The sequence below is a fragment of the Nonomuraea sp. CA-141351 genome, assembly GCF_050944675.1.
In the GTDB taxonomy this organism is placed as follows: Bacteria; Actinomycetota; Actinomycetes; order Streptosporangiales; family Streptosporangiaceae; genus Nonomuraea.
Genome location: NZ_CP191982.1, coordinates 170382 through 196138, shown reverse-complemented (window position 1 = coordinate 196138; position 25757 = coordinate 170382). Strand labels below are relative to the sequence as shown.

Here is a 25757-nt window from a genome sequence, read left to right as displayed (position 1 = left end):
AATGCCGGTTTTCGGTCTGGATTCCCTGGTCCGAGGTGGTCAGAGGCATCGTGCGCTGCCCACGTCGTCGCTGTGACCTCGTGAGCCGGACCCCGACCTGGGTGCCTTCGTCGATCGACTGGACGACGACCTCGTATGGCCCGGCGCTACGGAGGTTGATGGTCGCGTTGGTCAGCCAGTGATGGTGACGGGGCCGTAGTCGGAGAGGTTGGTGATGTTCATCTGGCTGAGGGACGTGGCCGGGGTCGAACTGCCGGGCATGTACACCCGATCCAGCGTGACGCCGGTGATCGGAGCGCCGGGCTGGCCGTTGATCCGGCCTGGCGTCGTGCCGGCGTTGCGGATCCGTGCGTTGGTCACGGTGACCCCGTCGACCGGGCCGACGCCGTAGGTGTTGCCGGTCCACAGGACGAGCCAGGTGCGGTTGTCGTCGTTGCTGTAGCTCAGCCGCTCCACGTCGACATCCTCGAAACGTATCTGGGAAGCCGTGCCTGAGCCGTACTTGTGGTGGACGCCTATGCCGACGGCGGCGTCGTAGACGACCGCACGGCGGAACGTCACGCTCTCCTGGTTCTGGATGACGCCCTGGCCGACCTTGAGCCCGTAGCAGAACGTCCACGACATGAGGTCTTCGAAGGTCACCCCGGAGAGCGGCCTTGGGTCGCCGGGCACGTTGCGGAACAGATCCACGGTGTTGTCCCACGTCTTGGTACTGAACGGATCGTCATGGCCGATGCCGATCGCGTTGCTGACGGTCACGTTCGACGACTCCATGACGTCGATGCCGTCGTTCTCGCCCATGCCGAAGCGGTTGAAGATCTTCAGGTTGCGGAAGGTCATGTTCGTCGAGCGGGTCGGCATGATGGCCCAGCTGCTGGACTCGCGGAAGGTGACCCCGTCCAGGGTGAACCCGTTCGTGTAGATGGGCGTGAGCAGGTTGACGCCGAGATTGCTCGGTTGCAGCGACGCCGCCCCGTTGCCGTCGATGACTCCACGCCCGTAGATCGAGATGTTGTTTGACGAGTAGCGGGTCGATATGAACCAGGTGATGTCGCGGTTCTGGGAATCCTTGTGCCAGTGAGTGGTGTAGTTGGCCCGCTCGCCGGTGTATCGCAGCACGGCGCCTTGCTCCAGGTAGAGCGCGAGGTCGCTGCGCAGGTAGAGGTTGCCGACGGTGTAGACGCCGGGCGGCACGTAGACGATGCCCTGCCGGCCGTTGGCCGAACCCCACGCGGCGGCGTCGTTCAGCGCCTGCTGGAACGCGGTGGTGACGTAGCCGCTGCCCGGATCCACGGAGTACGGAGCGTTGCGGACGTTGAAGATCCCCGTGCCGCTGGATGGGGGTCGATTGTCCTCCCCCGGGTCGATCGCGATGACGAGGTTGGGCCGGCCATCGAGCTTGACGATCAGGTACGCGTTGTCGTGCACGGTGAAGGTCAGGGTGGGGCCGCTGATGGAGCCGACGATACCGAGCTTCTGAGGGCTGATGCTGTACGCGCCGATGTTCGTGTTGTTGATCTTCGTTACCGCCAGGGTGGCGTCGCCGTCGCCCATCGCGAACTGCGCAATGTCGTAGCCCTGGTAGCCGTTGTAGCCCGCATACGTCTGCACCGGCACGTTGCGGCCGTTGACCGTCAGCCGGTAGTCGGTCGACAACGCGTAGATCGACTGCACCGGGTAGATGGACGTGTTGGCGACCGCGGCTTCGGCGGCCTGTGGTGCGACGAGGACAGCCACCATGCCGACGATGACGGAACCGATCGCGAGCAGGCGGGAGACGAGAGACGGGCGGGGAGAGTGGAGGGATCGGAGGTTCATGTGAGACTCATTCCTAGGGGCCCATCCGAGGACTACCGGGAGTGGTGTGTCGCAGCGGCGACCGACACGGCCGGTCGCGAAGGTCTCGTCCATCGGGCCGTGGGGCACGAAGTGGTCGAACGTGTCGTTGGCGAAGAATGAGCAGCCGTCGACGTGCGGTGCGGGTGGGCCGGCAAGCAGTTCGCGCTGACGAAGCCCGGTGCGCGCGGCCTCGACGTGAGCCGCCACCGATCTTCAAGTTGTGGACGACGGACTTCCGGCCCGTGGGTGTCGTGTCCTGCTGGCGATGACCGCGTTCGATTACGGTCCAGGCTCCGTCGACGGCGCTCCACGCCTCGGCCGTGAGCCCGCACGATCCGGGGAGCATCGTCTCCCGGATGGCGACCTTCACCTCGCCGGGGGCCCGAGATCCGTACCAGAAGCTCTTGCCCGGTCACGACGTTCGCAGCCTCCACCAGGGGTGCGTCGCATCGGGTTAGCACGTGCTTGCGGGCGAGCGCCGCCAGTAGCGTGGGGACGTTTCGATCTCATGATCGTGCCTCCAGGACGCGGTGTGATTCACCACGGTTTCATGATCGTGAATCGATTCACGACATGGGCGGAGCATAATGACGGCGTTGCGGCCGTGTCAACGGCCTGTTACGCGTCGTCTCCCGCGGCGGGAAGTGCCGTCGCGCGGACCACGAGCTCCGGCTCGAAACGTCCCTCCGTGTCCCGGTCGTTCTCGATACCGAGCACCCCAGGGCGGCGGACGGGTGGCGGATGTTCGCGAGCGGCACGATCGCCGGAGCTGAAAAGCCGAGTACGGCTGACGCACTCACCGCCACGCTCGCAACCTCTTGCTCGAGGTGAGCCGGCGACGGTCAGGGCTCGCCGAGGTCAGTGCAGTGTGCGATCGTCGCATCGTCAGCCGGCACCGCGTGGCGCGCCTCCGCCTGCCGGACACGATGGATGATTTCGGCGGGCCCGCTCGACGCCAGGACGGCCATGACCTCTGGCCAGTCGGCGAGCTGAAACCGGTCCACGATGCGGCTGGCTCCATTGCTGAGCAGGACGGCGCCGGTCAGCTCGGAGATCGGGCAGCTTCCGGTGATCGCCTCGTTCGCCGCCCGCGGGTCATCCTTGGCCACCCAGAAGCCGCCCGGCTGGTTCCGGTTGGCGCGCAAGTCTCGGAGGACTCGGTGGTATTCATCGCTACCCTTGGCGGCGGCCTCGAGCGCGGGCTGGTACGACCGGCTGATGATCACCTCCCGGGGATCGGAGACGACGAGCGGCGCAGCGTCGGCTCTGTCGAGCACGAGGACCGAGTCACCGAGCACCAGGTACTCGATGAGGCCGTCGGACAGGCGCAGGATGGCTACGGTCGCCGACGGACTGATGGGGTCGGCGACGTCGCAGGTGTCCCGGTGATCGTCCGTCACCTGCTCGATGGCCTCGGCGAGCAGCGCCGAAAGACTGCGGTCCCGCACGAGTGACAAGAGGCTGAGGAGGCTGCCTCCTAGGCGGTTGGCGTACCAGGCCACGCCGTGCCGGCAGATCGATTCGGTGCCGGGGATGCCGGCGCCGTCGATCAGCACCGCTGCCTTCGGTACGGCGCCGGTGAAGTCCTCGTTCGCGCGGTCAGCCCGTTTGGCAGCGCTCGTCATCGTCACCCGCATGTCCTGACGCCGCCCTCCCGCCGATAGGGCGTCCACCGTAACAACCGCCGACCCGCCGGGGGCCAAACATCGGCCGCCGTGCAGACGCGTCGGCCCCACAGTCTGGCGCGATCCGCGCGGACCTGGCTGGGCGACTCGTCACCGTACGTGAGCCGGGTGGCAACCGCACTCCACGTGCGCACCGACAACGCGTTGAAGGCTCAACCAAGTCTGGCGCCCGGGCGGCGGCGTCACACCGACGCTCACTGAGGCCGAGGGGTCGTGCTGTCGGGGTGTGCTGTGGTATTGGCCGAAATCGGGCGGACATGGCTGAAGGGGCGTCCTGGCTCATGCTCCGGTGGAGCTGGCTGGAGGTTGTTCGGTGGTGACGCGGGTGTTCGCGGACGAGGAGCTTGAACGCGGTGCCGGGACTAGGAGACGGGCAGGGGTGTCGAGAGCCCGGCCTCGGTGGTGGCGGACCGCTCGGCGCGGCGGCGCCGCCGGTAGTAGTGCACGGTCACGATGCCGAGCAGCGGTCCCCAGGCGGCCAGCGGCGCGTACATGACCCAGAAGGCGACGGTCTGCCAACCGTGCACGATCAGGCCGGTGGGGCTCCCGTTGATCATCCGGCCGAAGGCGAACATGACCAGCGCGTACGGGAAGACAAGCAGCACCGTCGCGCCGAGGCCGGCGGGGATGACGGCCGCCAGGGCCGGCACCCGGCGCCCACCCACGCCGGGGATCCAGCGCGGCCATACCTCACCCCACTGGGCGACCAGCCCGACGGTGAGGAACGCCATCGCCTCGCTGACCACACTGAGCGCGAGGATGTACCACCACCCGCCGTCGATCAACATCGGGCCGTGGCCAGACGGGGGCGTCGCGCCGTACTCCAGCAGCGGTACGCCGAAGCTGAAGGCCGCGATCCGCCAGATGCCGGAGGGCAGTGGGGTCAGCGTGGTGGCGTACGCGGCCCACACGGCCCAGCGGGGCACGCCCGCCGCGGTACGGCCGTGCAACTTCGCCAGGATGGCGCGCGCGGTCATGAGGAGTCTCCTTGTCCGAACACCCGACCGGCGCGGGATCGTCCTGACGTCCCCTGACCCGGTGGGCAACATGGTGTGCTGTCTCAAACGTCGCGCCACCCCGAGCTCCGCACATCCCCCGCATGGGGGAACGCGCGGGACTATTGGACTCGTCTGCGATCAGCGCCTGTCAGGCGTTCGGAGGCGGCAGCTGTGGCGACGTCGCGCGGATAGGCATGCCTGCCGCGCAGGAGCACGACCGCGTTCGCCGCCAGCGGCACCAGCATGATCAGGAAGGCGTACCGCAATCCCTGGGCGCTGGTCGTGCCGCCCGGGCCGAGGACGTCGGCCAGAACGCCAAAGGTCACCGGGGCGACGGCTTCCGCGCCCACGCGGAGGAACGTTCGGACGCTCTCCGCGCGGCCCCAGAGCCGGAAGTGAACGACATCGAGGCGGGCGGCCTCCAGCGGGGGATTGGCCGCCGACAACGACGTGGCCGCGATGAACAGGAACGGCAGCGCGATCGCCACCGACGTGGTGAGCAAGCCGGGGACGAAGAAGACCGCGGCGGTGAAATACGCTACCGAGGGGATCACCATGCGGGCGCTGATGTGCCCGCGACGGGCGAACCGGTCGGCGACGCGCCCGCCACTGAGCACTCCCAGGAGCGCGCCGGCGCCGATGAGGAAGACCAGGCCCGTCAGCGCCGCTTGGCTGACACCGTACTGCCCACGAACGAAGACGACGGCGAAGGTCCGCAGACCGGCGAAGAAGAAATATCCGATCACCGAGGCGATGATCAAGACGACGTTCGTCCGGATGCTCAGTACATACTGCGTCGCCTGCCACAGGGACATGCGTACGGGGTCACGGCGAAGCACCAACGCCGGATCGGGGCCGATCCCGCGACGGCGCGCCGCGAGACGCGCCGCGTCATCGTGATCCCGCCCTACACCGCTGCGGTCCTCGCTCTTGCCGGCCAATTCCGCCCTCGAAGTGAGCGTATCCGCGGGCAATCGGCTCTGGCCGCCCCGCTTGGGCTCAGGCAGCTTGCGTGCGATGACGAATACGAAGGCGATCCCCAGGAGTGCGAGGAACCAGAACGCCGCGTGCCACGACAGAAGGTGCGCGAGGGTGCTCCCGACCACCAGGCCGAAGCCGGCTCCGAGCATCTCACCGCTCAAGATGAAGCCGTAGATCCGGCCCCGTTCGGCGGCGGGAAAGAAGTCGCCGACGAGCGAGACGACAGTGGGCCCGGCCGCGGCGGTCAGAGCCCCGACTGCCACCCGGGAGAGCAGGAGCCACGAGAGCGAATCGGCCAGGCCGCCGACCAGCATGGCCAGGCTCCACAGTGCGATACAGCCAGTGAGGAACCTCACTCGGCGTACGCGGTCCGTCAGGACGCCGACGGGCAGGACGGCGAGGGCGCCGGCCGCGGAGGAGACGGCGGTCAAGGATCCGAGTTCGGTATTGGTGATGCCCAGGGATTGCTTGATCTCCACGCCCACCGCTCCGACGGTTCCCTGGTCGGCGGTGACAAGGGCGAGAACGCATGCGAGCATGGCGATGACCCGAAACCGCGCAGGGCCGCCCACCACGGTAACCGTTCTTCGTGCGGCCCAATCGAGCACGGCGTGCGTCAAGTGGTGCCGCCTATCCCCCGAGTTCGCGGACATCGACGTCTCCCACTGCATCTATGCCCGAAACGCACGCACCGGATATACGGGGGTCCTGCTCTGGGGCACCGAGATCGTGCCGCGCGACGCCGCATCGCTGAGGCGCCGGCACCACGGAGATCACTGCTCCTCCCGGCGCCGCTGCTGGTGCGCGTGCTTGGCCAGGAACCGGGATCGGCCGAGGATGACGATGCCCGCCACCAGCGCGATCAGGCCGGCCACCTCGCCTGCGAGCGCTTCCGGAGTGACCCGCAGATGCTCGGAGAAGATCGCCGCTCCGAGCACGATCCCGATGATCGGCTCGGCGGCCGTGGTGGCCGGCAGCGAGATCTGCAGCGGAGCGGCGTCGAACGCGCTCTGGTTGAGAAGCAACCCCACCACGGCGACGCAGGGCAGCACGTACGGTTGCCAGGTCTCGAGCGCGCTCAGCCCGTTGCTCAGGGTGAGCAGGGTACTGCGGGTCAGCACGTCCTGTACCCCGTACAGCACTCCGGCCGCGGCCGCCAGCGACATCGCCTTGACCTTCAGGGAACGCCGCAGACCGAACAGGACCAGCGCCGCCGCGGCCATGACCACCGGGAGCGCCGCGAGCCACCGCAGGGAAACCGGATCTGGAAGATGGCCGCCTTGAGGCCGCCCGGCGAAGAGGAAAAGAGCCACTCCTCCGCTCACCAGTACGGCGCCCAGTTGCAGCATGCGGCCGAACGGTTCCTTGTAGATGACATGGGCCGCGGTCAGGGCGAACAGCAGGTTCACCGCGAGAAGCGGTGTCACCTGCGCCACATCCGCCTCCCGCAGCGCGACAGCACTGAGGAGTTGACCACCGAGCATCAGCCCGATCCCGACCAGCCACAACGGCATGCGCATGAGGTCCAGCAGCAGGCGCGGGTGCAGCATCTCCTCAAGGGGTTCGCGGTACGCGGCATGCTGTTGGGCGACGAAGCCGATGCCGAGAAGGCACGCCGCCCCCAGAGAGATCATTATGATGATCAATGGCGGCCCTCTCCGATGTCCTGCTCGACGGGAACGAGTGTCGAGGCGGAAAGGTGTCCCCCATGTCGTGATCACCCATGCCCACCGTTAGAGGCCCTTTCGGACGGGTTTCGATCGGGCCGCCTCCCGTTGAGGCTTCCCCAAACGCTGGCTCCGTAACTGAGGCGGGTGTGGTCTGATCTGCCTCGATGCGGTGATGGGCGGTGCGGCGCTGCCGTGTGCTGGGCCCTCGTCTCCCATCTGGAGTCCGGTCTCGGGCGGAGGCCGGGCCCACGCCGGGTCCGGCCTCCGCTCCGAAAAGCCCCCGCAGTCAGCGGTTCCGGCTCATCCCCAGGAACGTCGCGCCCAGCCCTAGCACGAGGGCGATCGCGCCGGTCACGACGTTGCTCCAGATCGTCGCCGTGGTGGCGACCTGGCCGCTGACGACCCACGGAGCGATGATCGTCCACACGCCGATCAGCGGCGCGATCCAGGCCATGCCGTGAGTCCGGCCGTACGCCGAAGCGAACCCGACAGCCAGCATCGCCAAGGCGATCCCGACGATCAGGTTGTTCGCGGTCAGGGTCGTGAATCGAGTGAACCCGACAACCCATGGCGAGATCGCGAGGTAGAGCCCGGTCAGGAACGAAAGACCAGCGACTGCCTGGCCAGTCGGTGCCTCCGCGGCGAGCTCGTACTTCGCCCGCATCTGCACGATGTCGGGATGCAGTCTCATGTCCCCGCTTGTCATGTCTTTCACCACCCTCTTGTGGTGCAGTGCGCTCTCGAACCAAGACGGACCGTAACCAGTGGCCGCCTCAGGCCATATCGGTTCCGGCGCCGCTTGGTTCATATATCATGACATGATAATATCACATCAGGAGATTGACCGTCATGTCGTCAACAGGCCAACACCTCACTGAGGACGAGTACGCGAGGCTGCTCAAGTTCCGGGTCGGGCTCCGCCAGTTCCTGCGATGGAGTGAGCAGCAGGCGGCGGAGGTCGGGCTCACGGGCAGTCAGCACCAACTGCTGCTGGCCATCCGAGGGCATCCGGACTCGCGCGGGCCCAGCATCGGGGAGCTCGCCGGATATCTGTGCACCCGGCATCACAGTGTGGTGCAGCTGATCGATCGGGCGGAGCAGCTCGGTCTCGTCGCCCGCAACCGCGGGACGGGGCAGGGCAAGGACCGCAGGGTCGTGCGCCTCACACTGACGGAGGCGGGCGCGGCGAAGCTGGCCCTGCTCAGCGCCACCCATCTGGAAGAGCTCCGGCGGCTGGCTCCTCTGGTGAACGCGTTGGTCGAACCGGCGGTCACGTCGGACGTACCGTGACGCTTCGACGGACGCGCCGTCACCGGGTCAGGGGACGGTGAGCATAGGCGTGGCGGGCGATCAGTCCGTGTCGTTCCAGGTGCCCCATGTACGAGGCAACCCCTCGCGCCGGCGATCGCATCCAGGCCGTCATGAGATGGGCGACGCGGTGTGGTCGGCGGGAAGGTAGACCGTACAGCCGCTTTCGCGAGCCCGGCGCGCGGCGGGGATCCGCGCCGAGGTGTTCCTGGGAAGCCGGTCTTCGGCGTCTTCCCAGCTGAGGAACTCGGCGTCATCGAGCTCGTCGGCTTGGAGCCTGATCCGGCTGGGGTCGGTGATGGTGCCGCCGCCGAAGAGGAAGTTCATCATGGCGCGAGGCCGTTCCCCCTGCGGTGGTGACCAGTCCACCACCAGCAGGTCTCCAGGCCGGACATCCAGCCCGAGCTCCTCGAGGATCTCCCGCATGGCGCACTCATGCGGAGCCTCCCCGGCTTCGACGACGCCACCAGGGATCGCCCAATGCGGGCGGTAGTCCGGCTTGACGAGCAGGACGCGGTCGTCGCCGTCAGTCAGCAGCATGCACGCCGAGACGTATGCCGTCGGCAGGCTCGCATACCAGTCGGCCGGCTCGAGGTACGGCCTACTCATTTCGTTCATTCCTACCACCACGTTGCTCACGGGCCTGATGCGGCCGATGCCCTGTTCCAGAACCGGGCGCCAGTGACGTTCGCCGCAAACAGCCATACCCGCGTCCGCCGAGCATGACCTCCCACGTAATCGCCACGGTGCAGGTGCCGGCGGCATTCTCGACCTTGCAGCGGCCACCACATCAGGAGAGTGACATGACCGCCATCAAGGCACCGGAGTCCGCCCTTCCCCGGGCGGCCGATCCCGGGCGGGGGACCCTGCTGGTCCTCCTGTCCGGCCTCTTCATCACCACCCTCGACTTCTTCATCGTCAACGTGGCGATCCCCGCCATCCAGCGCGACCTGCACGCCACGCCTTCGCAGATCCAGTTCGTCGTGGCCGGGTTCGGCCTCGCGCTGGCCGCCGGACTGATCACCGCCGGGAGACTGGGTGACCTGTACGGGCGGCGCCGGATGTTCGTCGTGGGCCTGGCCGCCTTCACGGTGGCGTCGCTGCTCTGCGGGGCGGCGCCCACCGCCGGGGTTCTGATCGGCGCCAGGGTCGGCCAGGGACTCGGCGCGGCGCTGCTGATGCCGCAGGTCCTGGCGATCATCAACACTGTCTACACCGGCGAGCACCGGGCGAAGGCCTTCAACGCGTACGGCGTCACGATGGGCTTCGGAGGCGTGTTCGGGCAGCTCATCGGCGGCGTGCTGATCAACGCGGACCTGGCGGGGCTGGGCTGGCGCACCATCTTCCTGATCAACGTGCCGATAGGCGCGCTCGCCATCGGTCTGGCCCGCGCATGGTGCCCGAATCCCGCCTCCCCGGCGGCGGCCCGCGGCTGGACCTGGGCGGCACCGTACTCGCCTCGCTCGGCCTGGTCGCCATCGTCTTCCCGCTCGTGCAGGGCAGGGAGCAGGGCTGGCCCGCGTGGACCTGGCTGTGCCTGGCGGCGGCGGCCGTCCTGCTGACCTCCTTCGCGCTCCACCAGCGGCGGGTCGCCGCGCCCCTGGTCGATCCCGGGCTGTTCCGGCATCGCTCCTTCTCCACGGGCACGGTGGTCAGCCTGCTGCACTCGATGACGATGGGCTCGTTCTTCCTGATCCTGGCGCTCTACCTCCAGCAGGGCCGCGGGCTGGACGCCCTGGACTCCGGGCTCATCTTCCTTCCGCTGGGCCTGGGCTACTTCGCGTCCTCGACGCAGGCCGCCAAGGTCGCGGCGAGACTCGGCCGCCAGGTCGTCGCGCTGGGCGCGCTGATCATGGCCGTCGGCTACGGCGTCCTCGCCCAAACCGCCACCACCCTGGGTGACCACGGGCCCATCGCCTGGATCATCCCCGGGCTCGTGATCGCCGGCGCCGGGATGGGGCTGGTCATGGCACCGCTGCCCGCGCTGATCCTGAACGGTGTGGATCCCAGGCACGCGGCCGCCGCGTCCGGTGTGCTGAGCACCGCGCAGCAGGCGGGCGGCGCGATCGGCGTGGCCGTGATCGGCATGGTCTTCTACGGGGCGCTGGGCACCTACCCGCACGCCTTCGCCATGGGTCTGCTCCTCCTCGTCGCGCTGGACGTGATGGTCGCCGCCCTCGTCCAGGCCCTGCCCCGCACGAACCGCTGACCCGTTCGGCGACCCCAGGGCCAAGGAACTGCCCGCACTGGCCCGCGACCGGACCCTCTCACTTGCTTGAGATGAACCCGGAGGCCGCGGGCCGCGTATCTCCACCTACAGGCCGCTTGGCCGTTCCACAGGAAAGGTTCAGGTCAATGACCCTGTCCGTCGCGGTATCGGGAATGAGTTGCGGGCACTGCGCCTCGGCGATCCGGGAGCAGGTCCTGCCGTTGCAGGGCGTCGAGCGGGTGGAGGTGAACGTGCCGGAGGGCCGCGTCACGGTGAGCGGGGGACCGTCGCTTCAGGAGTCGCAGGTGCGCGCGGCGATCGTTGAGGCGGGCTATCGGGTGGTCGCCTGATCCGGCGGCCGTCTGCTCTGTAGACGGCGGTGGTCGTGTGGGAGGATCTGTCGGCGATGGGTCCGTTGTCGGTGGTGCGGTGGTTGCGCGCGGCGAGCTTCGCCGGTACGTGCGCTGCCCTGGCCACGCTCGGGCACCTGGCCGGTGGGGGCTGTTTCGACCCGGTAGCGGCGCTGAGCGGTTTTCTGCTCGTCCTGCTGCCCGCACTGGCCTTGACCGGGCGCGAACGCACCCTGGGCGGCATTCTGCCCGCGACGGCTCTGTCGCAGGTCATCCTGCATGTCCTGCTCGGCCAGAGTGCCGCACATCATGAGATGGCACCCGTTCCGGGCATGGAGCAGATGCACCACGACGGCTCCTCGAGCTTGGGGATGCTGCTCATGCACGCGGCGGGCGTGCTGGTGACCTCCGTGTGGCTGCGGTGGGTCGAGGCGGGCCTGTGCGCCCTGGTACGGCAGCTGGCCGGCTGGGTGCTGCGCCCGCTGCTGATCTTGCTTTTCATGGTGGCCGGATGGACTTCTCCCCGGCCACCGGCGATCGCGCACACGGGCGAGGACGAGACCGCGCTTATCCGGCTCTTCCTGAGATATGCCCTCGTGCAGCGGGGACCCCCTGGAGGACAGGCCGGACCCGCAGTGTTCGTGTGAATCGGTGATCGTGTGCCGGCCGTCTGAGCCGGCTTTGAGGCCTTTCCTTCCGGGACGTGGCGCCATGGCGGCATGCCCGGGACCGACCGATCACCCTCGTTGCCGACTGCGGGTTCCACAGGCGCACCGGTCACCACTGTGGCCGGTGCGGGTCGCGCGTACCTCCAACCCCGTAGAGAGCACACATACCGATGAACCTTCGTCCTTTGCGACGCCTGCTGGCCGTCGCACTCGTTGCCCTGACCGCAGCCGCCTGCGGTGACCCCGAGGGTGTGTCCGGCGCACCGGCCGCCGCCGTCACGGCACCCGCCGGCCGGACCGGCTACCCCCTGACCTTCGACAACTGCGGCATGCGGGTCACCTTCCAGCGGCCGCCGCAGCGCGTACTGATCCTCAACGGGACCAGCGTGGGCGAGGTCGAGAGCTTCATCCTGCTCGGCCTCGACAAAACCGTCCTGGCCAACGCCCAGAGCTACGGCGTCTCCGACGACCCGTCGATGATCGAAAAGATCAAGGCGCTGCCGACCGGCGGACTGACGATGAACAAGAACTTCGACGTCCCCGCCGAGCAGGTGCTCAAGCTCAAGCCCGACCTGGTGGTGTCCACCTGGTCCGGCGGGTTCGACGCCAAGAAGGGCTTCGCCACCCGCGAGCAGCTCGCCGCGGCGGGGATCACCTCGCTGGTCAACCCGGTCAACTGCGCGATGGGCAAGCCTGAGGCGACCCCGGAGGAGCAGCGTGCCTTCCGCAACCAGTCGATCAACTCCTCGCTGGAGTTCATCAGCCTGCTGGGGCGGGTGTTCGACGTCCAGGAGCGCGCTCTCGACCTGATCGGCAAGTTGCGCGCCCGCGTGGAGGCCGTACGGACCCGCGTGGGGGGATTGCCTGCCAAGAAGGTGCTCATCGCCTATCCCGGCATGGCCATGATGAACGCCAACGGCCTGCCGGCCGTGATGACCGGCGGCATCTACGACGATGTGATCAAGGCGGCCGGTGGCGTCAACGCCTTCGCCGGCCAGACCGCGGACGCCACGCGCACCCTCAACAAGGAGCAACTCGCCACCGCTCAGGTCGACGTGCTGGTGGTCGGGCTGTTCACACCGGAGGAGAAGGGAGACGAGGAAGCGGCCAAGCTGTTCGCCGCCTACCCGCAATGGGCCGCGGCCAAGTCCAAGACGTACACGGTGGTCTCCGACGGCGTGTATCTCGGCCCGCTCAACGCCTCGGCCGTGGAGAAGATCTCCAAGGTGGTCCACCCCGGTGACTGACACCCCGACATCCCGGCGCCCGCACCTGATCTCTGGACCCGCGACCGGGTTGCTGCTGGCCGCCCTGGTCGCGGGGCTGGTCGGGTCATTGGTGGTCGGCATCTCCGTCGGCTCGGTCAATCTCCCGCTCGGCCAGGTCTGGGGGGTGGTCTGGGCGCACATGTCCGGGCGGGGCGCGCAGGCGGACCCGCTGCTCAGCCAGGTCGTCTGGGAGATCCGCACCCCGCGTGCGCTGCTGGCCGCGCTCGCCGGAGCCGGCCTGTCGGTGGCCGGGGTCGCGCTGCAGTCCCTGGTACGCAACCCGCTCGCCGACCCGTACGTGCTGGGCGTTTCCTCGGCGGCATCTCTCGGAGCCGTGCTGGTGCCCGCGCTGGGCGGCACGGTCCTGGCCGGCGCGCTCGGCGTCACCGGCGCGGCCTTCGCCGCCGCCATGTTGTCGGCACTGCTGGTGTACGTCCTGGCTCAGCGCGCCGGGCGGCTGCTGGACTCCTGGCTGGTCCTGACCGGTGTCGCCGTCGGCTACCTGTGTACGGCTGCCACCACGTTCGTGCAGCTCCAGCTCAACCCGACGGAGCTGCAGGGCATGATGTTCTGGCTCATGGGCAGCGTCGCCGGCGCGTCCTGGGACGACCTGGGCATGCCGGCCCTGCTCATCGTCGCCTGCCTGGTCTGGCTGTCACTGCAGGCACGGGCGCTGAACGCGCTGCTGGCCGGCGAGGAAGCCGCCGTCGCCATCGGTGTGCCGGTGGCGACGCTGCGGATCGGGCTGCTGGTGGCCGGGTCGCTGCTCACGGCCACCGTGGTGAGCGTCGTCGGCGGCATCGGCTTCATCGGGCTGATGGTCCCGCACATGGTCCGGTTCGTCGTCGGTGCCGAGCACCGCCGCGTGCTACCCGTGTCCCTGCTGGCAGGGGCGCTGTTCCTGGTGCTGGTGGACCTGGCCGCCCGGATCGCCGACCGGCCCAACGAGCTGCCCGTCGGCATCTTCACCACCGGGCTCGGCGTGCCGTTCTTCCTCTGGCTGCTGCGCCGCCGATCAAGCGGAGGCACCGATGCGACTTGACCTGGCCGGGGTCAGCGCCCACATCGACGCCCGGCCCATCGTCAACGACGTCCACCTGACCGCCGGACCTGGCGAGTTCGTCGCGCTGGTCGGTCCCAACGGCAGCGGCAAGTCCACGCTGCTGCGTACCGTATACCGGTCGCTGCGCCCATCCAGCGGCGTGGTCCGGTTGGACGGGCAGGACCTGTGGCGGATGCGGCCGCGCCAGGCCGCACGCCATCGCGCCGTACTGCCGCAGCACAACCAGGTCGCCGACGGATTGTCCGTCGCCGAAGTCGTCGCCACCGGCCGCCACAGCCACAAACGGCCGCTCGACCGGGACACGGCGGCCGACCACGCGGTGGTCGTCACCGCGCTGGAACGGGTCGGCATGGACTGGGCCACCGACCGGCTGATGACCACCCTGTCGGGAGGGGAACGGCAACGCGTCCTGCTCGCCCGCGCCCTGGCGCAGGGGGCTCCGCTGCTGGTGCTCGACGAACCCACCAACCACCTGGACGTCGGCTCCCAGCTCCTCCTGCTGGACCTGATCCGTTCCCTCGGCCTCACCCTGCTGGCCGCGCTGCACGACCTCGACCAGGCCGCGGCCTACGCCGACCAGGTCGTCGTCCTGCGCGACGGCCGGGTCGCCGGGCACGGCCCGCCTCTGGAGGTGCTGACGCCCTCCTTCATCGAGGAGGTCTTCGGCGTACGTGCCCACGTCGGCCCGCACCCCATAACGGGCCGCCCGCACATCGCCCTGGCCTCACCGGCGCCGTAGGGAGCCGAGGACGATCAGCGCCGCTCACTTCCCTCCAGCGTGTTCCATGAGCGGGGACGGTGAGCTCCATCTCGTCCGTGAGGGAGGTGACGGCGGCGCTGGTTCTTCACTCCGTGGCGTCCGCGGTGCCGGCGAAGGTCTGCCGGTAATGTTCGGCGGCCTGGGCCATGTCGGAGCTGATGAGGTCGAAGAACCGGCTTGCCGTCTGGAGCCGGACGCCGGCCGGGGTGTGGGCGCCGAGGACGTCGACGCCTTCCCGGACGGTATCGGCCCACAACGTCATCGACCTCATCCCCACCAACCACGCCCGGTACCAGACGTCAGCGTCGATGCTGTACCGCTCACGCCGGTTGTCACGCTCGCGTTTGACGAGCCCCACCTGCTCGAGCCAGTTGACGCCCTTGGAGATCGACGCGGGGCTGACACGCAGCCGCTCGGTCAGGTCGGCGACGGTCAGGTTGCCGGTATCGCTGGTGAACAGGGAGGCCATCACCCTGGCCGCCATCGTCGGTACCCCGCCGAACCTCTCAGTGAGTTTCTGCTCGAGTTGCCGTACTGCCTGAGGGTCGCGCCCGCTGGCATCCGCGGTCGCCGGCGTACCCGACGGAGGGTGAGGCCGGCGGCGGGCGCGCCATTCGGTCGCCTGCTGCGCCCGTGCCGCGCGGTAGCCGTGCGGGCCGCCGTTGCGTGTGATCTCGCGGCCGACGGTCGACCTCGGCCGCCCCAGACGGCGGGCGATCTCCGCGTAGGCGAGCCCTTCCACCAGTCCTTCGGCGATCTTGCGGCGGTCCTCGTACGTCAGGTGGCCTCCCGGCATGCGCCCTCCCTCGTCGCGGACGCACAAGTATGCCTTCAAGCGTGCCTGATTGCTACACGCGGCGTTGAGGTTGTTGCATTTGCCAGCACGGTTGTTGCGCCAATTACCCCTGGCTGACCTGCGGTATCGACGTTTCCGTCTTGCTGAATCCTTAAACGCATCCGTAGCTTTTCCACGTGCGTGAACGATCGCCGCGGACGACGTAGATCACTATTGAGACAAGGAGACCCCTGGCAATGGCTGCCAAGGTATGCCTCGTAACCGGCGCCTCATCCGGCATCGGCCACGCCACCGCACTCGAGCTCCTGCGCGCAGGACACATCGTGTACGGCGTGGCGCGGCGGGTGCACATGATGGAGGCGATCCGCGAAGCGGGAGGCCACGCCCTGCCGATGGACGTGACCAAGGAAGAAGATCTCCAGCGGGTCGTCCGTACCGTCCTGGACGAACACCAGCGGATCGACGTCCTGGTGAACAACGCGGGGGCCGTCGTGCACGGCGCGGTCGAGGACACGCCGCTGGAGATGGCGCGAGACGAGTTCGAGGTCAACGTGTTCGCGCCGGCCCGGCTGATCCAGCTCGTCCTGCCGCAGATGCGGGAGCAGCGATCGGGCACGATCGTCAACGTGTCCTCGATCGGCGGCGAGCTGGCCCTTCCGCTCGGCGCCTGGTACTACGCCTCCAAGCATGCCCTGGAGGCCTTCTCCGACACGCTCCGCATGGAGACCGGGCAGTTCGGCATCGACGTCGTCGTCGTCCAACCCGGCATCATCAAGACCGATTTCGAGGCCGGGACCGCGCGGCAACTGCGGGAGATCTCCGGGAGCGGGGCCTACAAGCGGATGGCCGAGGCCATGGCACGCGCGGCCGAGATGCCGATGGAGGGCGGCCCCTCGGACCCCGGCGTCGTCGCGACGGCGATCCGGCAGGCCGTCGAGTCCGACCGGCCGGAGACGCGATACGTCGTGGGCTGGCAGGCCGAAGCTCTCCTGGAGCTCAACAGGTCCCTTACCGACCGCGAGTTCGACGCACGGATCGCCGGCCTCGCATGAGCCGCCCCTGAAGCGCGTCGGCACCTTTACCCGTCGAACGAGATCCGCAATTCGGAGAAACCCATGATCGCTGCCATCGCCACTTCCGGGCTCGTCAAGGCCTACGGGCCGACACGAGCCCTCGACGGGCTCGACCTCACCGTGAACGCCGGAGAGGTGCACGGCTTCCTCGGCCCGAACGGGGCGGGAAAGAGCACCACCATCCGCATCCTGCTGGGCCTGATACGAGCCACCTCCGGCCGCGCCAGTCTGCTGGGCGGGGACCCCTGGGCCGACGCCGTCGCGCTGCACCGGCGGCTGGCGTACGTGCCGGGCGATGTGGAGCTGTGGCCCAACCTCACCGGAGGCGAGGCCATTGACGTGCTCGGCCGGTTGCGTGGCGGGCTCAGCGACAAGCGCAGGAACGAGTTGATCGAGCGGTTCGAGCTCGATCCGAAGAAGAAGGCGCGGACCTACTCCAAGGGCAACCGGCAGAAGGTCGCCCTCGTCGCAGCCCTCTCCGCCGACGTGGAGCTGCTGATCCTCGACGAGCCCACGAGCGGGCTCGACCCGCTGATGGAGGCGGTGTTCCAGCAGGTCGTCGCCGAGGCCAAAGCCGCCGGCCGTACCATCCTGCTGTCCAGTCACATCCTCGCCCAGGTCGAGACCCTCGCCGACCGGATCACCATCATCCGGGACGGGAAAGTCGTGGAGTCGGGGACGCTGGAGCAGATGCGGCACCTGACCCGTACGACGATCCTGGCCGGCACCGCCACCCCGGTCACCGGCCTCGACCAGCTGCCGGGCGTCCACAACGAGAAGATCGAGGGCGGAAGCGTGCGGTTCAGCGTGGACGCCGAACACCTCGACGGCGCCATCCGGCACCTCACCAGGTTCGGCATCAACTCGCTGGTCAGCCACCCGCCGACGATCGAGGAGCTCATGCTCCGGCACTACGGGCACAAGGAGGCGGCATGACCACCACGGTTTCCCCGGCGCGCAGCCGTACCGGATCGAGATCGGTGAGCAGCCACCTGACCGGCACCGGCGCCATGGTACGGCTGGCGCTGCGCCGCGACCGGATCAAGCTCACCATCTGGCTGGTCGCCATCACGGCCCTCGTCCCACGCTTCTACTACGCCGCCGTGACCTCGGTCGTCCCGACGACTGAGGCCTTGGCCGAAGCCTCGCAGATGATCAGGGTCTCGTTCATGAGGGTGCTCGGCGGGCCCCTCTTCGGCGACGTCACCACGCGGAGCTACTTCCTCGCCGCCTACTGGGTCGAGTTCCTGCTGGCCGCCGCGATCATGAACATGATGCTCATCACCCGGCACACCCGGACAGAAGAGCAGACGGGCCGGGCCGAGCTCATCCGGGCGGCCGTCGTCGGCCGGCACGCCCAGCTCACTGGGGCGCTGATCGTCGCCTTGATCAGCAATGCCGCGCTCGCGGTCCTCACCACCGCCGCGACGATCAGCATCGGGTTTCCCGTCGGCAGCGCACTGCTGTTCGGCGCCTCCCTCGCCGCGGCCGGGCTGGTGTTCGCCGGGGTCACCGCGGTCACCGCCCAGGTCACCGAGCACCCCAGAGGCGCCAACGGGCTCGCGGGCGTCGTGCTCATCGCGGTCTGGTTGCTCCGCGGCGCGGGAGCGATGCAGAGCCAGGAGGGCGGTCCGCTGTTCTGGCTGTCCCCGATCGGCTGGTCACAGCAGACCCGGGTGCTGGCCGAGGAGCGCTGGTGGCCGCTCGGCCTTTCCGTACTTCTCGCCGGGCTGCTGGTCGTGTGCGCCTACTCCCTGGCGAGCCGCAGGGATCTCGGCGCCTCCTTGGTGGCCCCGCGTCCCGGCCGGGCCTCGGCGCCTTCCTGGCTGCGCTCGCCGTTCGCGCTCGCTCTGAGGCTCCAACAGGCGGCCATCGTCGGGTGGGGAGCCGCGTTCCTCGCCATCGGCTTCGTCTTGGGCGCCATGACCGGCGGGATGGCGAACACCGATCTCCCCATCTTCTCCGGCGCGGACTTCGGGCGGGCCTGGCTCAGCCTCATGGTGTTCACCGGGTCGCTCTACACCGGTGTCTTCGCGGTCCTGTCGGTCATCCGGCTCCGTGCGGAGGAGGTGCGCGGCCGGATCGGTCCCGTGCTGGCCGGGCCGACCGGCAGATCGACCTGGTTCTGGTCGTCCCTGCTGGTCACCGCGCTCGCCGTGGTCGTACTGCCGGCGGTGTACGGCGCCGCGCTCGGTATCGGGGCCGCCGTGTCGACCGGCGATCCCGGCCTCGCCGGGGAGGTCATCCGGGCGAGCCTGCTCCGCACCCCGGAGGTGCTGGTGCTGCTCGCGGTCCCCGCCGCGCTGCTCGGGCTCGCCCCGCGGGCCATGAACGTGAGCTGGGCCGTGGTCGTGTACAGCGGATTCATGCAGATCCTGGGGTCCTACATGCAGGTGCCCGGGTGGCTGGTGAACACGTCGGTGCTGTCCCACCTTCCCTGGCACCCGTTGGGAGCCTTCGCCCCGGTGGCCACGGTGGTGCTGACCGCACTCGCCGCCGCGTTGATGATCCTCGGCCTGTACGGCCTGCGCCGCCGCGATCTCGCCTCGGGTTAGGGGATCGTATGGGTGCGAATATCGTGGCCGAGTGGACCGCATCGAGACCCCTGCGCTCGTTCTCCTCCCGTTGCGCCCGGAGCACGCCGACGAGATGGCCGTCGTGCTGTCCGACCCGGCACTGCACACGTTCATCGGAGGGGCGCCTCTCACCGCGCAGGAGCTGCGCGTCCGCTACGAGCGGCTGGTCGCCGGGCCGCCCGGCTGGCGCAACTGGGTGGTCTGGTCGCGTGAGGAAGAACGCCTGGTCGGGTACGTGCAGGCGACGATCGACGCCGGTTCCGCTGAGATCGCATGGGTGATCGGGACGCCTTGGCAGGGCCGCGGACTGGCCACCGCGGCGGCCAAGGCCCTGGTCGGCCGGCTCGCGGAGGAGGGGATCGACACGGTCATCGCGCATATCCACACTGACCATGCCGCCTCGGCCGCCGTCGCCGCCTCCGCCGGCCTGTGCCGCACTGATCAATGGCACGACGGCGAGGTCCGCTGGGAACTCAAGATCCCATACGCTTAGGGGTCCTCGGTGCATCCCAACGACAAGGTGCTGAATCGTGGTCACGCACGAAGATATGGTCGAAGCGTTCGGTGACGAAGGCCTGCTGCTGATGGACGCCGAGCGGTGCCGCGAGAAGGGCGTGTCGGAAGAGGACACACGGATCCTGTCCGAGGTCGGGTTGCCGGTACGCGCGGATCTGGCCTTCACCACCTTCATCGAAGCCGAACCGCGGCTGGGCTCTCTGGTCGTGTTCAAGACGGGCCACGGCGATGTCGACGTCCTCACGCTCGGCGGGACGTCGGGGGACACGGGCATGCGCTACTTCCTGGACATCCGGAACGGCGTCGTTGGCCTGCTCTCGATGGACGAGAAGCCGCAGGCGGAAAAGGTCAACAGCTCCCTGGCGAACTTCCTCGAGTTCCTCTACCGGATCAGACTGCGCCAGCAGGCGTTGAACGGGGAGTCCCCGGAGGCCGCTCAGCGCTATACGCAGGAGCTGTGGCTTTCACTGAAGGAAGTCGATCCGGATGCCTTCAACGATGCCGAGGCCTGGTGGTCCATGGTGATGGACACCCTGATGAGCCGGAATTACATCGCCGAGACGCGCGCGTTCCTCGAACAGCGCCGCGCGGAGATCGCCGACACGCTGTCCAGCGCGATCGAGGAAGCCTCCTCGCCGTACCGCTCACAGCGCGACGGTTTCGACCGGGCTCTCAGTCGATTGGAGAGCGAGGGCTGGCAGATCGTCGACGCCAAGCTTTTCGCCTCCGACACCGAAACCAGCGGCCTGCTGAGCCCGGCCGACGACCTCGACGGCCACTTCGCCCCGGACGGTGAGCTGGTCAGGGATGTGCCCATCGCGTGGCGGGGCGGGCTGCCCTCCAACATCCAGGCGGCGTTCGCCCGGGCGGGCCTGGTGGTCTCCGTTCCCGGACAGGCGGACCGCGACGAGTTCGACGCGATGCTGGACATGGACGCCGATGAGCTGGGAAGGCAGGCCGACGCCGCGATGGACGCGCTCTTCGCCGCGGTCCATGGCCTGAACAAACGGGAGGAAGGGGTCGTGACCTGCCTGGCCGCCGACCGATCTTCCGACCTGTGCCGGATCGTACGGGCATTCGACCGGCTCGCCGTGCACGGCTACCTCGCCGAGCCGGACCTCTGGCCGACCGCCTCCGGGGCCTGGGAGCAGGTCTATGAGATGACCCCGGCCGGGGAAGGGCCCAAGGCCGTCTTCTGGACCACCCAGGCGCACACGTCCTGCTTCGACACCTACGGCGATCTGGTGGACGAGCTGGCGCTCCAATGGGCCGGTGACCGGGAGCTGATCGCGGACGTCCTGGCCGGCACCGGGCTTGTGGTGGAGATCCCAGAGCACGATGGTGCCGCGTTTCTTCTTCGCACGGCCCCGAAGGCGGAATAGGAACTCTTCGAAGATTCTGGATGTTTGGCTCGTCCCGGTCGGCGGCCCCGATAACGTGCTGCCGGTGAAGATCCAGATGGTGAGGGCGAGGCCGTTCCTCGTCGCAGGGACATCGATGGTCACAGCGCTCACGGGGATGAGCGGGCCGGCTCGCGCCGGGGAGAACTACGGTCAGTACTCCATGTTCGCGGAGCGCAGCGCCGGGCAGCACTGGGCCGACGGGCAGGCGGCCGGGCAATGGACGTGGAAGCCCCTGTCGTCCACGACGTCGGAGATCAGCTGGGGCGACCCGAAGAACTGGCCGCCGGACTACGCGGAGAAGTTCGTCCACAATGGCGACTGGCTGATGCTGGACGGGTGGCGGGACAACGGCACGTACTACACGGTCCGGGTCACCAAAGAGCAGATCGGCGACGCGAAATGCGGCAACCTATGGACGTTCGCCACCTCCGGACAGCAGCACTACGTGAAGTGGGACATCCCCGCACAGGGATATTGCCTGAAGGCGTGGGGGACGATCACCGAGCGGTCGTCGGGGAAGGTCGTCGACTTCGGCCACACCCAGATCTGGTCGCCGCCCGCCCCCTGCTCGAACCGGTATCTCAGCGGGAAGACCTGCGTCAAGCAGTGGGAATCCTGGTGGGACAACAACGGTGCCCCGGGCAAGCCGATCGCCAAGAAGCTGGAGCGCGACCAGTACATCGCCCGCGGCCTTGGCATGGCGTTCAAGATCCAGCAGTATTTCCCGAAGAACTGGCTGTCGGAGGCACGCTCGTACTGGGATTGGTGATCCACGATGATTGTCTGGCTGAACGGGACGTTCGGCGCGGGGAAGACGAGCACCGCGAACGAGCTCATCCCGCTCATTCCCGGTGCTCGTTACTTCGATCCTGAGCAGGTCGGCATGATGTTGCAGACCGTCTCGGACATGCCCCCGGTGGGGGATTTCCAGCACTGGAACCCGTGGCGGGCTCTCGTCGTGGAAACGGCGGTGCGGCTGCTCGACTATCTGGGCGGGGTGCTCGTGATGCCGCAGACCGTGCTGGTCGAGGAGTACTGGCGGGAGATCCACGCCGGCCTGGGGAAAGCCGGGATTCCGCTTCACCATTTCGTGCTGCACACCGACCAGGCGACGCTCGCCCGCCGGATCAAGGGCGACTCGGCGACGATCAGTGGGTGGCGGCTGGATCATTTGCCGGTGTACGAGGACGCTTTTCCCTGGCTCAGCCGCGAAGGCCGGGTCGTCGACACGACGGAGCTGCAGCCTGCCGAGGTGGCCAGGATCGTCGCGGCCGGCGTGGGTCACGCCTAGCCGTCGGCCGTCTTCATCCACAGGCTGTGTGCACCGGTTTGTGCATTGGAGCGTGGAGGCTTCCCGGGTCGTACAGGGGGTCCGTCAGGCCCGCTTTCGCGGTATCTGCCGGGGCTGGGGCCTTGTGGGGCAGTCGGCGATGGGGCGTCGGGCGGCGCCGGTGAGGGCCGCGTGCGGGTGAAGTTATCCACAGGGGGAGCCGGTTATCCACAGTTGTGAAGTTGGCGCTCGCCGGAGGGTTCTGGTACGGCGATGATGCTTCACGGCGCGGCGACGAGCACCTCGTGGTGGGTGACGGTCGTGCCGTAGGTGAGGAGGGCGGCCTGTGCATCCGGTTCGACGACTGCCGTGTCGAGGTCCGGCCCGGCGAAGTCCGCGATCGCTTCGAGCGACTCCCAGAGGGTGACGACCTGGATGTCCACATGGTCGGCCGTGGCGCGCTGGAGGAGGTAGGCGCCTTGATGGCCGTCGAGCTGCCGCAGTTCGGGGAGGACCGCGTTCGTGAAGTGCCGCTGATAGGCCTCGGCTCCGGTGGGGGTGGCGGTGGCGTGCCAGATCCTAGCGATCAACGTTGCCTCCTCGGGGTGCCCGGGTGTCCTGTGGAGAAGTCTGACGGATGGCGCGCGTCTGGGGGGACTCGTGACTTTCGCGTACAAGTAGCAGGGCGAAGGCCGGGAGAGCGGCCAGAGCGGTCATCAGGATCACGGCTCCCGCCAGGTTGCCGGTTACCAGCAGCGGGGTGACCATGGCGGCGCCGATGGGCGGGGTGGCCTGCATCATCGTGCGGAAGACGCTGAAGACGCGGCCGCGCTGGGATGGCGGGATGCGCTCCATGCGCAGCGACTGCGCCCAGACGGTCATGGGTGCGCTGAACGCGCCGATGACCAGGAAGCCCGTGGCCACCGGGATCCAGCCGGGGGAGCCCAGGACTGCCGGGAAGCCTGCCGCCGCCCCCAGCTCGACCATGGCGATCGCGACCAGCCTGCCGGCTTTGGGGCGCCAGGCGCCGGCCGCGAGCCCGCCCAGAAGTTCGCCCGCCGACAAGGCGGCCAGGAGGAGGGCGAGGGCGGCGCCGCCGTCAGGAAGGCGCTCTTTGGCCAGCCAGGGCGCGACGACCATGGTCATCGCGCCCTCGGCGAGATTGAACGCCATGAAGGCCAGCGTGGTGCTGATGAGCACCTTGTCGCGGAAGACCGTCTTGGGGGCTGTCCCGGCTTCTGTCCTTTCAAGAGGGCGTAGGGGGTGACGGATCATGGTCACGGCCGTGGCGAAGCAGGCGTAGGTGACGGCGTCCAAGGCCAGGATGTTCGCCGGGCCGACGGTCTCCAAGAGAGGAGCGGCCAAGGTGAAGCCCATGATTCCGGACAAGGAGTAGCTCACGGATTCCAGCGCGTTGGCGGCGTCGCGTTCCTTCGGGGCGACCAGGTCGGGGATGGCGGCTGGGACGGCGGCCATGGGGAGCATTTTCAGCAGACCGTAGAGGGCGGCGACGAGGAAGGGGAGCCAGGCCGGCACGGTCGCGACGGCTGCGGCGAAGGGGATGGATCCGACCGCGACGCCGCGCAGGACGCTGTCGGCGATCAGGGCTGTCCGCTTGTCGAACCGGTCGAGCAGCGGGCCCGCCACCAGTCCGCCGACCATGACAGGGGCGGTGTAACAGACGGCCAGGATGCCCAGGTTCGCCGTTCCGTCCGGCTGGGCCAGGACGAGCCAGGAGAGGGCGACGAACGTCATGCTGTCGCCCATCACGGAGACGGACGCGCCCAGCCACAGGCTGCGGAAGTCGCGCCTGCGTTTGAGGAGGGACAGGTAGGTCGACACGAAACGAGGGTTCCTTTGGACAGCGGAATCGTGAGGTGTGGTGCTCAACGTTCGGTGAATGCCGCGCTCAGATGCTGCATCGCGTACGAGCGCCACGGGCGCCAGCGTCGCGCGTGCTCCGCCGTGAGTCCCAGGTGCCGCAGCCCCTCCTGTACGGCTGGTTCCGCGGGGAGGAAGACGTCGGGGTCGCCGAGGGCTCGCATACGGATCCGGGGCACCGCTTCCGCGCCCACGCCCGGTAGGGCAAGGAGCTCGCGTTCGATCTGGTCGCGGCCGGTTTCCGGGCCGAGGTGGAGAACGCCGGCGAGCAACGCCCTGGCCAGGGCGGTCACCGGAGTCGGCGCATCCGAATCCGCCAGCGCCTCCATGCGCGGGAAGGCATGGGTGACGCTGCCCAGGGCGGTCGGATCCACCGGTGGCGATGACCGGGACAGTGGGGTGCCATAGGCGTGGACCAGGCGCGTGAGGAGGGCTCTGCCGGTGGTCGTCTCCTCGTTCAGGATCGCGCGTACGGCCATCTCCGCCGTGTCCACATGGCCGGGCACTCGTCGGCCCGGACACGCTGCCACCGCGGGAGCCAGGAGAGGGTCGCGGGTGAGGTGGTCGGTGATGTCGCGTGGGTCGGCGTCGAGGTCCAGGAGGCGGCGGCAGCGGCGTACCGCCGCCGAGAGGTCCTTCAGGTCCTCCAGGTGCAATTCGCAGGAGACGTACGAGTCCGCGGGGCGTAGGGTGACCAGGCCCAGGCCGTGGGGGAGGTTCAGGGAGCGGCGGTAGTGGCCGGCGGTGGCGTCCTCCAGGCCGGGCAGCGCTCGGGCGGCGAGGTAGGCGAACAGCGCCGTCAGGTCCAGAGGCGGGCGGTAGGCGAGGCGCAGGCGCAGCGTGCCCGGGGGACGGCCGGTGGAGCGGGCACCCCGCAGGGCGGTGGGCGTCACGCCGTAGAACTTCCGCATGGTGTCGTTGAACTGGCGGATTGTGGAGAAGCCGGCCGCGAACGCTATCTCGCTCACGGGCAGGTCCGTGGTCTCCAGGAGCGTCCTGGCGTTGGCCGCTCGCTGGGCCCGGGCCAGGGCCTGTGGGCCGGCGCCGAGGTCGGCCGTGAGCTGCCGGTGTAGCTGGCGTTCGCTGTAGCCGAGCCGGGCGGCCAGGCCCCCGACTCCTTCGCGGTCCACGAGGCCGTCGGCGATCAGTTGCATCGCACGGCCCACCACGTCCGCCCGGACGTTCCACTCGGGGGAGCCGGGGGTGGTGTCTGGCCGGCAGCGTTTGCAGGCGCGGAAGCCCGCCTTGAGGGCGGCCGCGGAGGATCGGTAGAAGCGCACGTTCTGGCGTTTGGGCAGCGCGGCCGGGCAACTGGGGCGGCAGTAGATGCCGGTGGTCACGACGGCGACGAAGAACCGGCCGTCGAAACGGCCGTCCCGGCTTCTGAGCACGGAGTACGCGTCCTCGTCTGTGAGCATGTGGCCTACTCTTCCGGTTTCCCGA

At 68.7% G+C, this 25757-nt stretch carries 26 protein-coding genes; 15 read left to right on the top strand and 11 right to left on the bottom strand.

The window, feature by feature from the left end; translation table 11 throughout:
• Window positions 1–171: 171 nt before the first annotated feature.
• The 6 genes from ACQPWU_RS01020 to ACQPWU_RS00995 all read right to left on the bottom strand — a co-directional run bounded on the left by ACQPWU_RS01020 (window position 172) and on the right by ACQPWU_RS00995 (window position 7864).
• The gene (locus ACQPWU_RS01020; protein WP_433436205.1) at window positions 172–1818 is read right to left on the bottom strand and encodes a glycosyl hydrolase family 28 protein; all 1647 of its coding nucleotides are present in this window, start codon (window positions 1816–1818) and stop codon (window positions 172–174) included.
• Window positions 1819–2681: 863 nt separating this feature from the next.
• Window positions 2682–3476: an integrase gene (locus tag ACQPWU_RS01015; RefSeq protein WP_433436203.1), complete on the bottom strand. Its 795-nt coding sequence runs from the start codon at window positions 3474–3476 to the stop codon at window positions 2682–2684.
• 410 nt (window positions 3477–3886) lie between these two features.
• Window positions 3887–4501, bottom strand: a complete 615-nt coding sequence (locus ACQPWU_RS01010; protein WP_433436201.1) for a hypothetical protein — start codon at window positions 4499–4501, stop codon at window positions 3887–3889.
• 140 nt (window positions 4502–4641) lie between these two features.
• Window positions 4642–6042: an MFS transporter gene (locus ACQPWU_RS01005; RefSeq protein WP_433436199.1), complete on the bottom strand. Its 1401-nt coding sequence runs from the start codon at window positions 6040–6042 to the stop codon at window positions 4642–4644.
• Window positions 6043–6276: 234 nt separating this feature from the next.
• Window positions 6277–7137, bottom strand: coding sequence for a DMT family transporter (locus ACQPWU_RS01000; protein ID WP_433436197.1), 861 nt, complete (start codon window positions 7135–7137; stop codon window positions 6277–6279).
• Between the two features lie 322 nt (window positions 7138–7459).
• Window positions 7460–7864 (bottom strand): SPW repeat protein, encoded by a 405-nt coding sequence (locus tag ACQPWU_RS00995; protein ID WP_433436195.1) that lies wholly within the window; start codon window positions 7862–7864, stop codon window positions 7460–7462.
• A 158-nt stretch (window positions 7865–8022) separates the two neighbouring features.
• On the opposite strand from ACQPWU_RS00995, the gene ACQPWU_RS00990 reads away from it, so the two are divergent.
• Entirely contained in the window at window positions 8023–8463 is a 441-nt protein-coding gene (locus ACQPWU_RS00990; protein ID WP_433436193.1) for a MarR family winged helix-turn-helix transcriptional regulator, read from the top strand.
• A 129-nt stretch (window positions 8464–8592) separates the two neighbouring features.
• Here the strand turns inward: ACQPWU_RS00990 and ACQPWU_RS00985 are convergent, their stop codons facing one another.
• On the bottom strand, window positions 8593–9090 hold the full coding sequence (locus tag ACQPWU_RS00985; RefSeq protein ID WP_433436192.1) for an NUDIX domain-containing protein: 498 nt from the start codon (window positions 9088–9090) through the stop codon (window positions 8593–8595).
• A gap of 194 nt (window positions 9091–9284) precedes the next feature.
• Here ACQPWU_RS00985 and ACQPWU_RS00980 point away from each other — a divergent pair, with 194 nt between their 5' ends.
• The 7 genes from ACQPWU_RS00980 (at window position 9285) to ACQPWU_RS00950 (ending at window position 14778) form a co-directional block, all read left to right on the top strand.
• Window positions 9285–10043 carry an MFS transporter gene (locus ACQPWU_RS00980; protein ID WP_433436191.1) on the top strand — a complete coding sequence of 253 codons (759 nt, stop codon included), beginning with the start codon at window positions 9285–9287 and terminating at the stop codon, window positions 10041–10043.
• Complete coding sequence (locus ACQPWU_RS00975; protein WP_433436190.1) at window positions 9974–10690, top strand: MFS transporter; 717 nt, start codon at window positions 9974–9976, stop codon at window positions 10688–10690. The genes ACQPWU_RS00980 and ACQPWU_RS00975 overlap by 70 nt, the downstream gene beginning before the upstream one ends.
• Window positions 10691–10836: 146 nt before the next feature.
• Entirely contained in the window at window positions 10837–11040 is a 204-nt protein-coding gene (locus ACQPWU_RS00970; RefSeq protein WP_433436189.1) for a heavy-metal-associated domain-containing protein, read from the top strand.
• Between the two features lie 56 nt (window positions 11041–11096).
• On the top strand, window positions 11097–11687 hold the full coding sequence (locus tag ACQPWU_RS00965; RefSeq protein ID WP_433436188.1) for a hypothetical protein: 591 nt from the start codon (window positions 11097–11099) through the stop codon (window positions 11685–11687).
• 191 nt (window positions 11688–11878) lie between these two features.
• Window positions 11879–12955 (top strand): ABC transporter substrate-binding protein, encoded by a 1077-nt coding sequence (locus ACQPWU_RS00960; RefSeq protein ID WP_433436186.1) that lies wholly within the window; start codon window positions 11879–11881, stop codon window positions 12953–12955.
• Window positions 12948–14018, top strand: coding sequence for a FecCD family ABC transporter permease (locus ACQPWU_RS00955; protein ID WP_433436184.1), 1071 nt, complete (start codon window positions 12948–12950; stop codon window positions 14016–14018). The genes ACQPWU_RS00960 and ACQPWU_RS00955 overlap by 8 nt, the downstream gene beginning before the upstream one ends.
• A complete protein-coding gene (locus ACQPWU_RS00950) occupies window positions 14008–14778 on the top strand; it encodes an ABC transporter ATP-binding protein (RefSeq protein WP_433436182.1) in 771 nt (256 codons plus the stop codon). Before ACQPWU_RS00955 ends, ACQPWU_RS00950 begins: the two co-directional genes overlap by 11 nt.
• 106 nt (window positions 14779–14884) lie before the next feature.
• Here the strand turns inward: ACQPWU_RS00950 and ACQPWU_RS00945 are convergent, their stop codons facing one another.
• On the bottom strand, window positions 14885–15595 hold the full coding sequence (locus ACQPWU_RS00945) for a helix-turn-helix domain-containing protein (protein WP_433436180.1): 711 nt from the start codon (window positions 15593–15595) through the stop codon (window positions 14885–14887).
• Window positions 15596–15831: 236 nt separating this feature from the next.
• Here ACQPWU_RS00945 and ACQPWU_RS00940 point away from each other — a divergent pair, with 236 nt between their 5' ends.
• From ACQPWU_RS00940 to ACQPWU_RS00910, 7 genes are all read left to right on the top strand, one after another.
• Window positions 15832–16647 carry an oxidoreductase gene (locus ACQPWU_RS00940; RefSeq protein WP_433436178.1) on the top strand — a complete coding sequence of 272 codons (816 nt, stop codon included), beginning with the start codon at window positions 15832–15834 and terminating at the stop codon, window positions 16645–16647.
• A 63-nt stretch (window positions 16648–16710) separates the two neighbouring features.
• Entirely contained in the window at window positions 16711–17604 is an 894-nt protein-coding gene (locus ACQPWU_RS00935; protein ID WP_433436176.1) for an ATP-binding cassette domain-containing protein, read from the top strand.
• Window positions 17601–19223 carry an ABC transporter permease gene (locus ACQPWU_RS00930; protein ID WP_433436174.1) on the top strand — a complete coding sequence of 541 codons (1623 nt, stop codon included), beginning with the start codon at window positions 17601–17603 and terminating at the stop codon, window positions 19221–19223. Before ACQPWU_RS00935 ends, ACQPWU_RS00930 begins: the two co-directional genes overlap by 4 nt.
• 31 nt (window positions 19224–19254) lie before the next feature.
• Entirely contained in the window at window positions 19255–19737 is a 483-nt protein-coding gene (locus ACQPWU_RS00925; RefSeq protein WP_433436172.1) for a GNAT family N-acetyltransferase, read from the top strand.
• Window positions 19738–19774: 37 nt separating this feature from the next.
• On the top strand, window positions 19775–21142 hold the full coding sequence (locus tag ACQPWU_RS00920; RefSeq protein WP_433436170.1) for an SUKH-4 family immunity protein: 1368 nt from the start codon (window positions 19775–19777) through the stop codon (window positions 21140–21142).
• A 64-nt stretch (window positions 21143–21206) separates the two neighbouring features.
• Window positions 21207–21932: a hypothetical protein gene (locus ACQPWU_RS00915; protein ID WP_433436168.1), complete on the top strand. Its 726-nt coding sequence runs from the start codon at window positions 21207–21209 to the stop codon at window positions 21930–21932.
• A 6-nt stretch (window positions 21933–21938) separates the two neighbouring features.
• Complete coding sequence (locus tag ACQPWU_RS00910) at window positions 21939–22454, top strand: ATP-binding protein (protein WP_433436166.1); 516 nt, start codon at window positions 21939–21941, stop codon at window positions 22452–22454.
• Window positions 22455–22714: 260 nt separating this feature from the next.
• On the opposite strand, the gene ACQPWU_RS00905 is transcribed toward ACQPWU_RS00910, so the two are convergent.
• Genes ACQPWU_RS00905 through ACQPWU_RS00895 form a run of 3 tightly spaced genes read right to left on the bottom strand, consistent with a single transcriptional unit; the run spans window position 22715 to window position 25732 of the window.
• The gene (locus ACQPWU_RS00905) at window positions 22715–23023 is read right to left on the bottom strand and encodes an antibiotic biosynthesis monooxygenase family protein (RefSeq protein ID WP_360697495.1); all 309 of its coding nucleotides are present in this window, start codon (window positions 23021–23023) and stop codon (window positions 22715–22717) included.
• Window positions 23013–24275: an MFS transporter gene (locus ACQPWU_RS00900; RefSeq protein WP_433436164.1), complete on the bottom strand. Its 1263-nt coding sequence runs from the start codon at window positions 24273–24275 to the stop codon at window positions 23013–23015. The genes ACQPWU_RS00905 and ACQPWU_RS00900 overlap by 11 nt, the downstream gene beginning before the upstream one ends.
• 44 nt (window positions 24276–24319) lie before the next feature.
• The gene (locus tag ACQPWU_RS00895; RefSeq protein WP_433436162.1) at window positions 24320–25732 is read right to left on the bottom strand and encodes a DNA-3-methyladenine glycosylase 2 family protein; all 1413 of its coding nucleotides are present in this window, start codon (window positions 25730–25732) and stop codon (window positions 24320–24322) included.
• Window positions 25733–25757 lie beyond the last annotated feature (25 nt).

Excerpts from the sequence above, each read along its gene's own strand:
- ACQPWU_RS01020 (WP_433436205.1), bottom strand. The coding sequence starts at position 1,818 with ATGAACCTCCGATCCCTCCACTCTCCCCGCCCGTCTCTCGTCTCCCGC.
- ACQPWU_RS01015 (WP_433436203.1), bottom strand. The coding sequence starts at position 3,476 with ATGCGGGTGACGATGACGAGCGCTGCCAAACGGGCTGACCGCGCGAAC.
- ACQPWU_RS01010 (WP_433436201.1), bottom strand. The coding sequence starts at position 4,501 with ATGACCGCGCGCGCCATCCTGGCGAAGTTGCACGGCCGTACCGCGGCG.
- ACQPWU_RS01005 (WP_433436199.1), bottom strand. The coding sequence starts at position 6,042 with ATGCTCGCATGCGTTCTCGCCCTTGTCACCGCCGACCAGGGAACCGTC.
- ACQPWU_RS01000 (WP_433436197.1), bottom strand. The coding sequence starts at position 7,137 with ATGATCTCTCTGGGGGCGGCGTGCCTTCTCGGCATCGGCTTCGTCGCC.
- ACQPWU_RS00995 (WP_433436195.1), bottom strand. The coding sequence starts at position 7,864 with ATGAGACTGCATCCCGACATCGTGCAGATGCGGGCGAAGTACGAGCTC.
- ACQPWU_RS00990 (WP_433436193.1), top strand. The coding sequence starts at position 8,023 with ATGTCGTCAACAGGCCAACACCTCACTGAGGACGAGTACGCGAGGCTG.
- ACQPWU_RS00985 (WP_433436192.1), bottom strand. The coding sequence starts at position 9,090 with ATGAGTAGGCCGTACCTCGAGCCGGCCGACTGGTATGCGAGCCTGCCG.
- ACQPWU_RS00980 (WP_433436191.1), top strand. The coding sequence starts at position 9,285 with ATGACCGCCATCAAGGCACCGGAGTCCGCCCTTCCCCGGGCGGCCGAT.
- ACQPWU_RS00970 (WP_433436189.1), top strand. The coding sequence starts at position 10,837 with ATGACCCTGTCCGTCGCGGTATCGGGAATGAGTTGCGGGCACTGCGCC.
- ACQPWU_RS00965 (WP_433436188.1), top strand. The coding sequence starts at position 11,097 with ATGGGTCCGTTGTCGGTGGTGCGGTGGTTGCGCGCGGCGAGCTTCGCC.
- ACQPWU_RS00960 (WP_433436186.1), top strand. The coding sequence starts at position 11,879 with ATGAACCTTCGTCCTTTGCGACGCCTGCTGGCCGTCGCACTCGTTGCC.
- ACQPWU_RS00950 (WP_433436182.1), top strand. The coding sequence starts at position 14,008 with ATGCGACTTGACCTGGCCGGGGTCAGCGCCCACATCGACGCCCGGCCC.
- ACQPWU_RS00945 (WP_433436180.1), bottom strand. The coding sequence starts at position 15,595 with ATGCCGGGAGGCCACCTGACGTACGAGGACCGCCGCAAGATCGCCGAA.
- ACQPWU_RS00940 (WP_433436178.1), top strand. The coding sequence starts at position 15,832 with ATGGCTGCCAAGGTATGCCTCGTAACCGGCGCCTCATCCGGCATCGGC.
- ACQPWU_RS00935 (WP_433436176.1), top strand. The coding sequence starts at position 16,711 with ATGATCGCTGCCATCGCCACTTCCGGGCTCGTCAAGGCCTACGGGCCG.
- ACQPWU_RS00930 (WP_433436174.1), top strand. The coding sequence starts at position 17,601 with ATGACCACCACGGTTTCCCCGGCGCGCAGCCGTACCGGATCGAGATCG.
- ACQPWU_RS00910 (WP_433436166.1), top strand. The coding sequence starts at position 21,939 with ATGATTGTCTGGCTGAACGGGACGTTCGGCGCGGGGAAGACGAGCACC.
- ACQPWU_RS00895 (WP_433436162.1), bottom strand. The coding sequence starts at position 25,732 with ATGCTCACAGACGAGGACGCGTACTCCGTGCTCAGAAGCCGGGACGGC.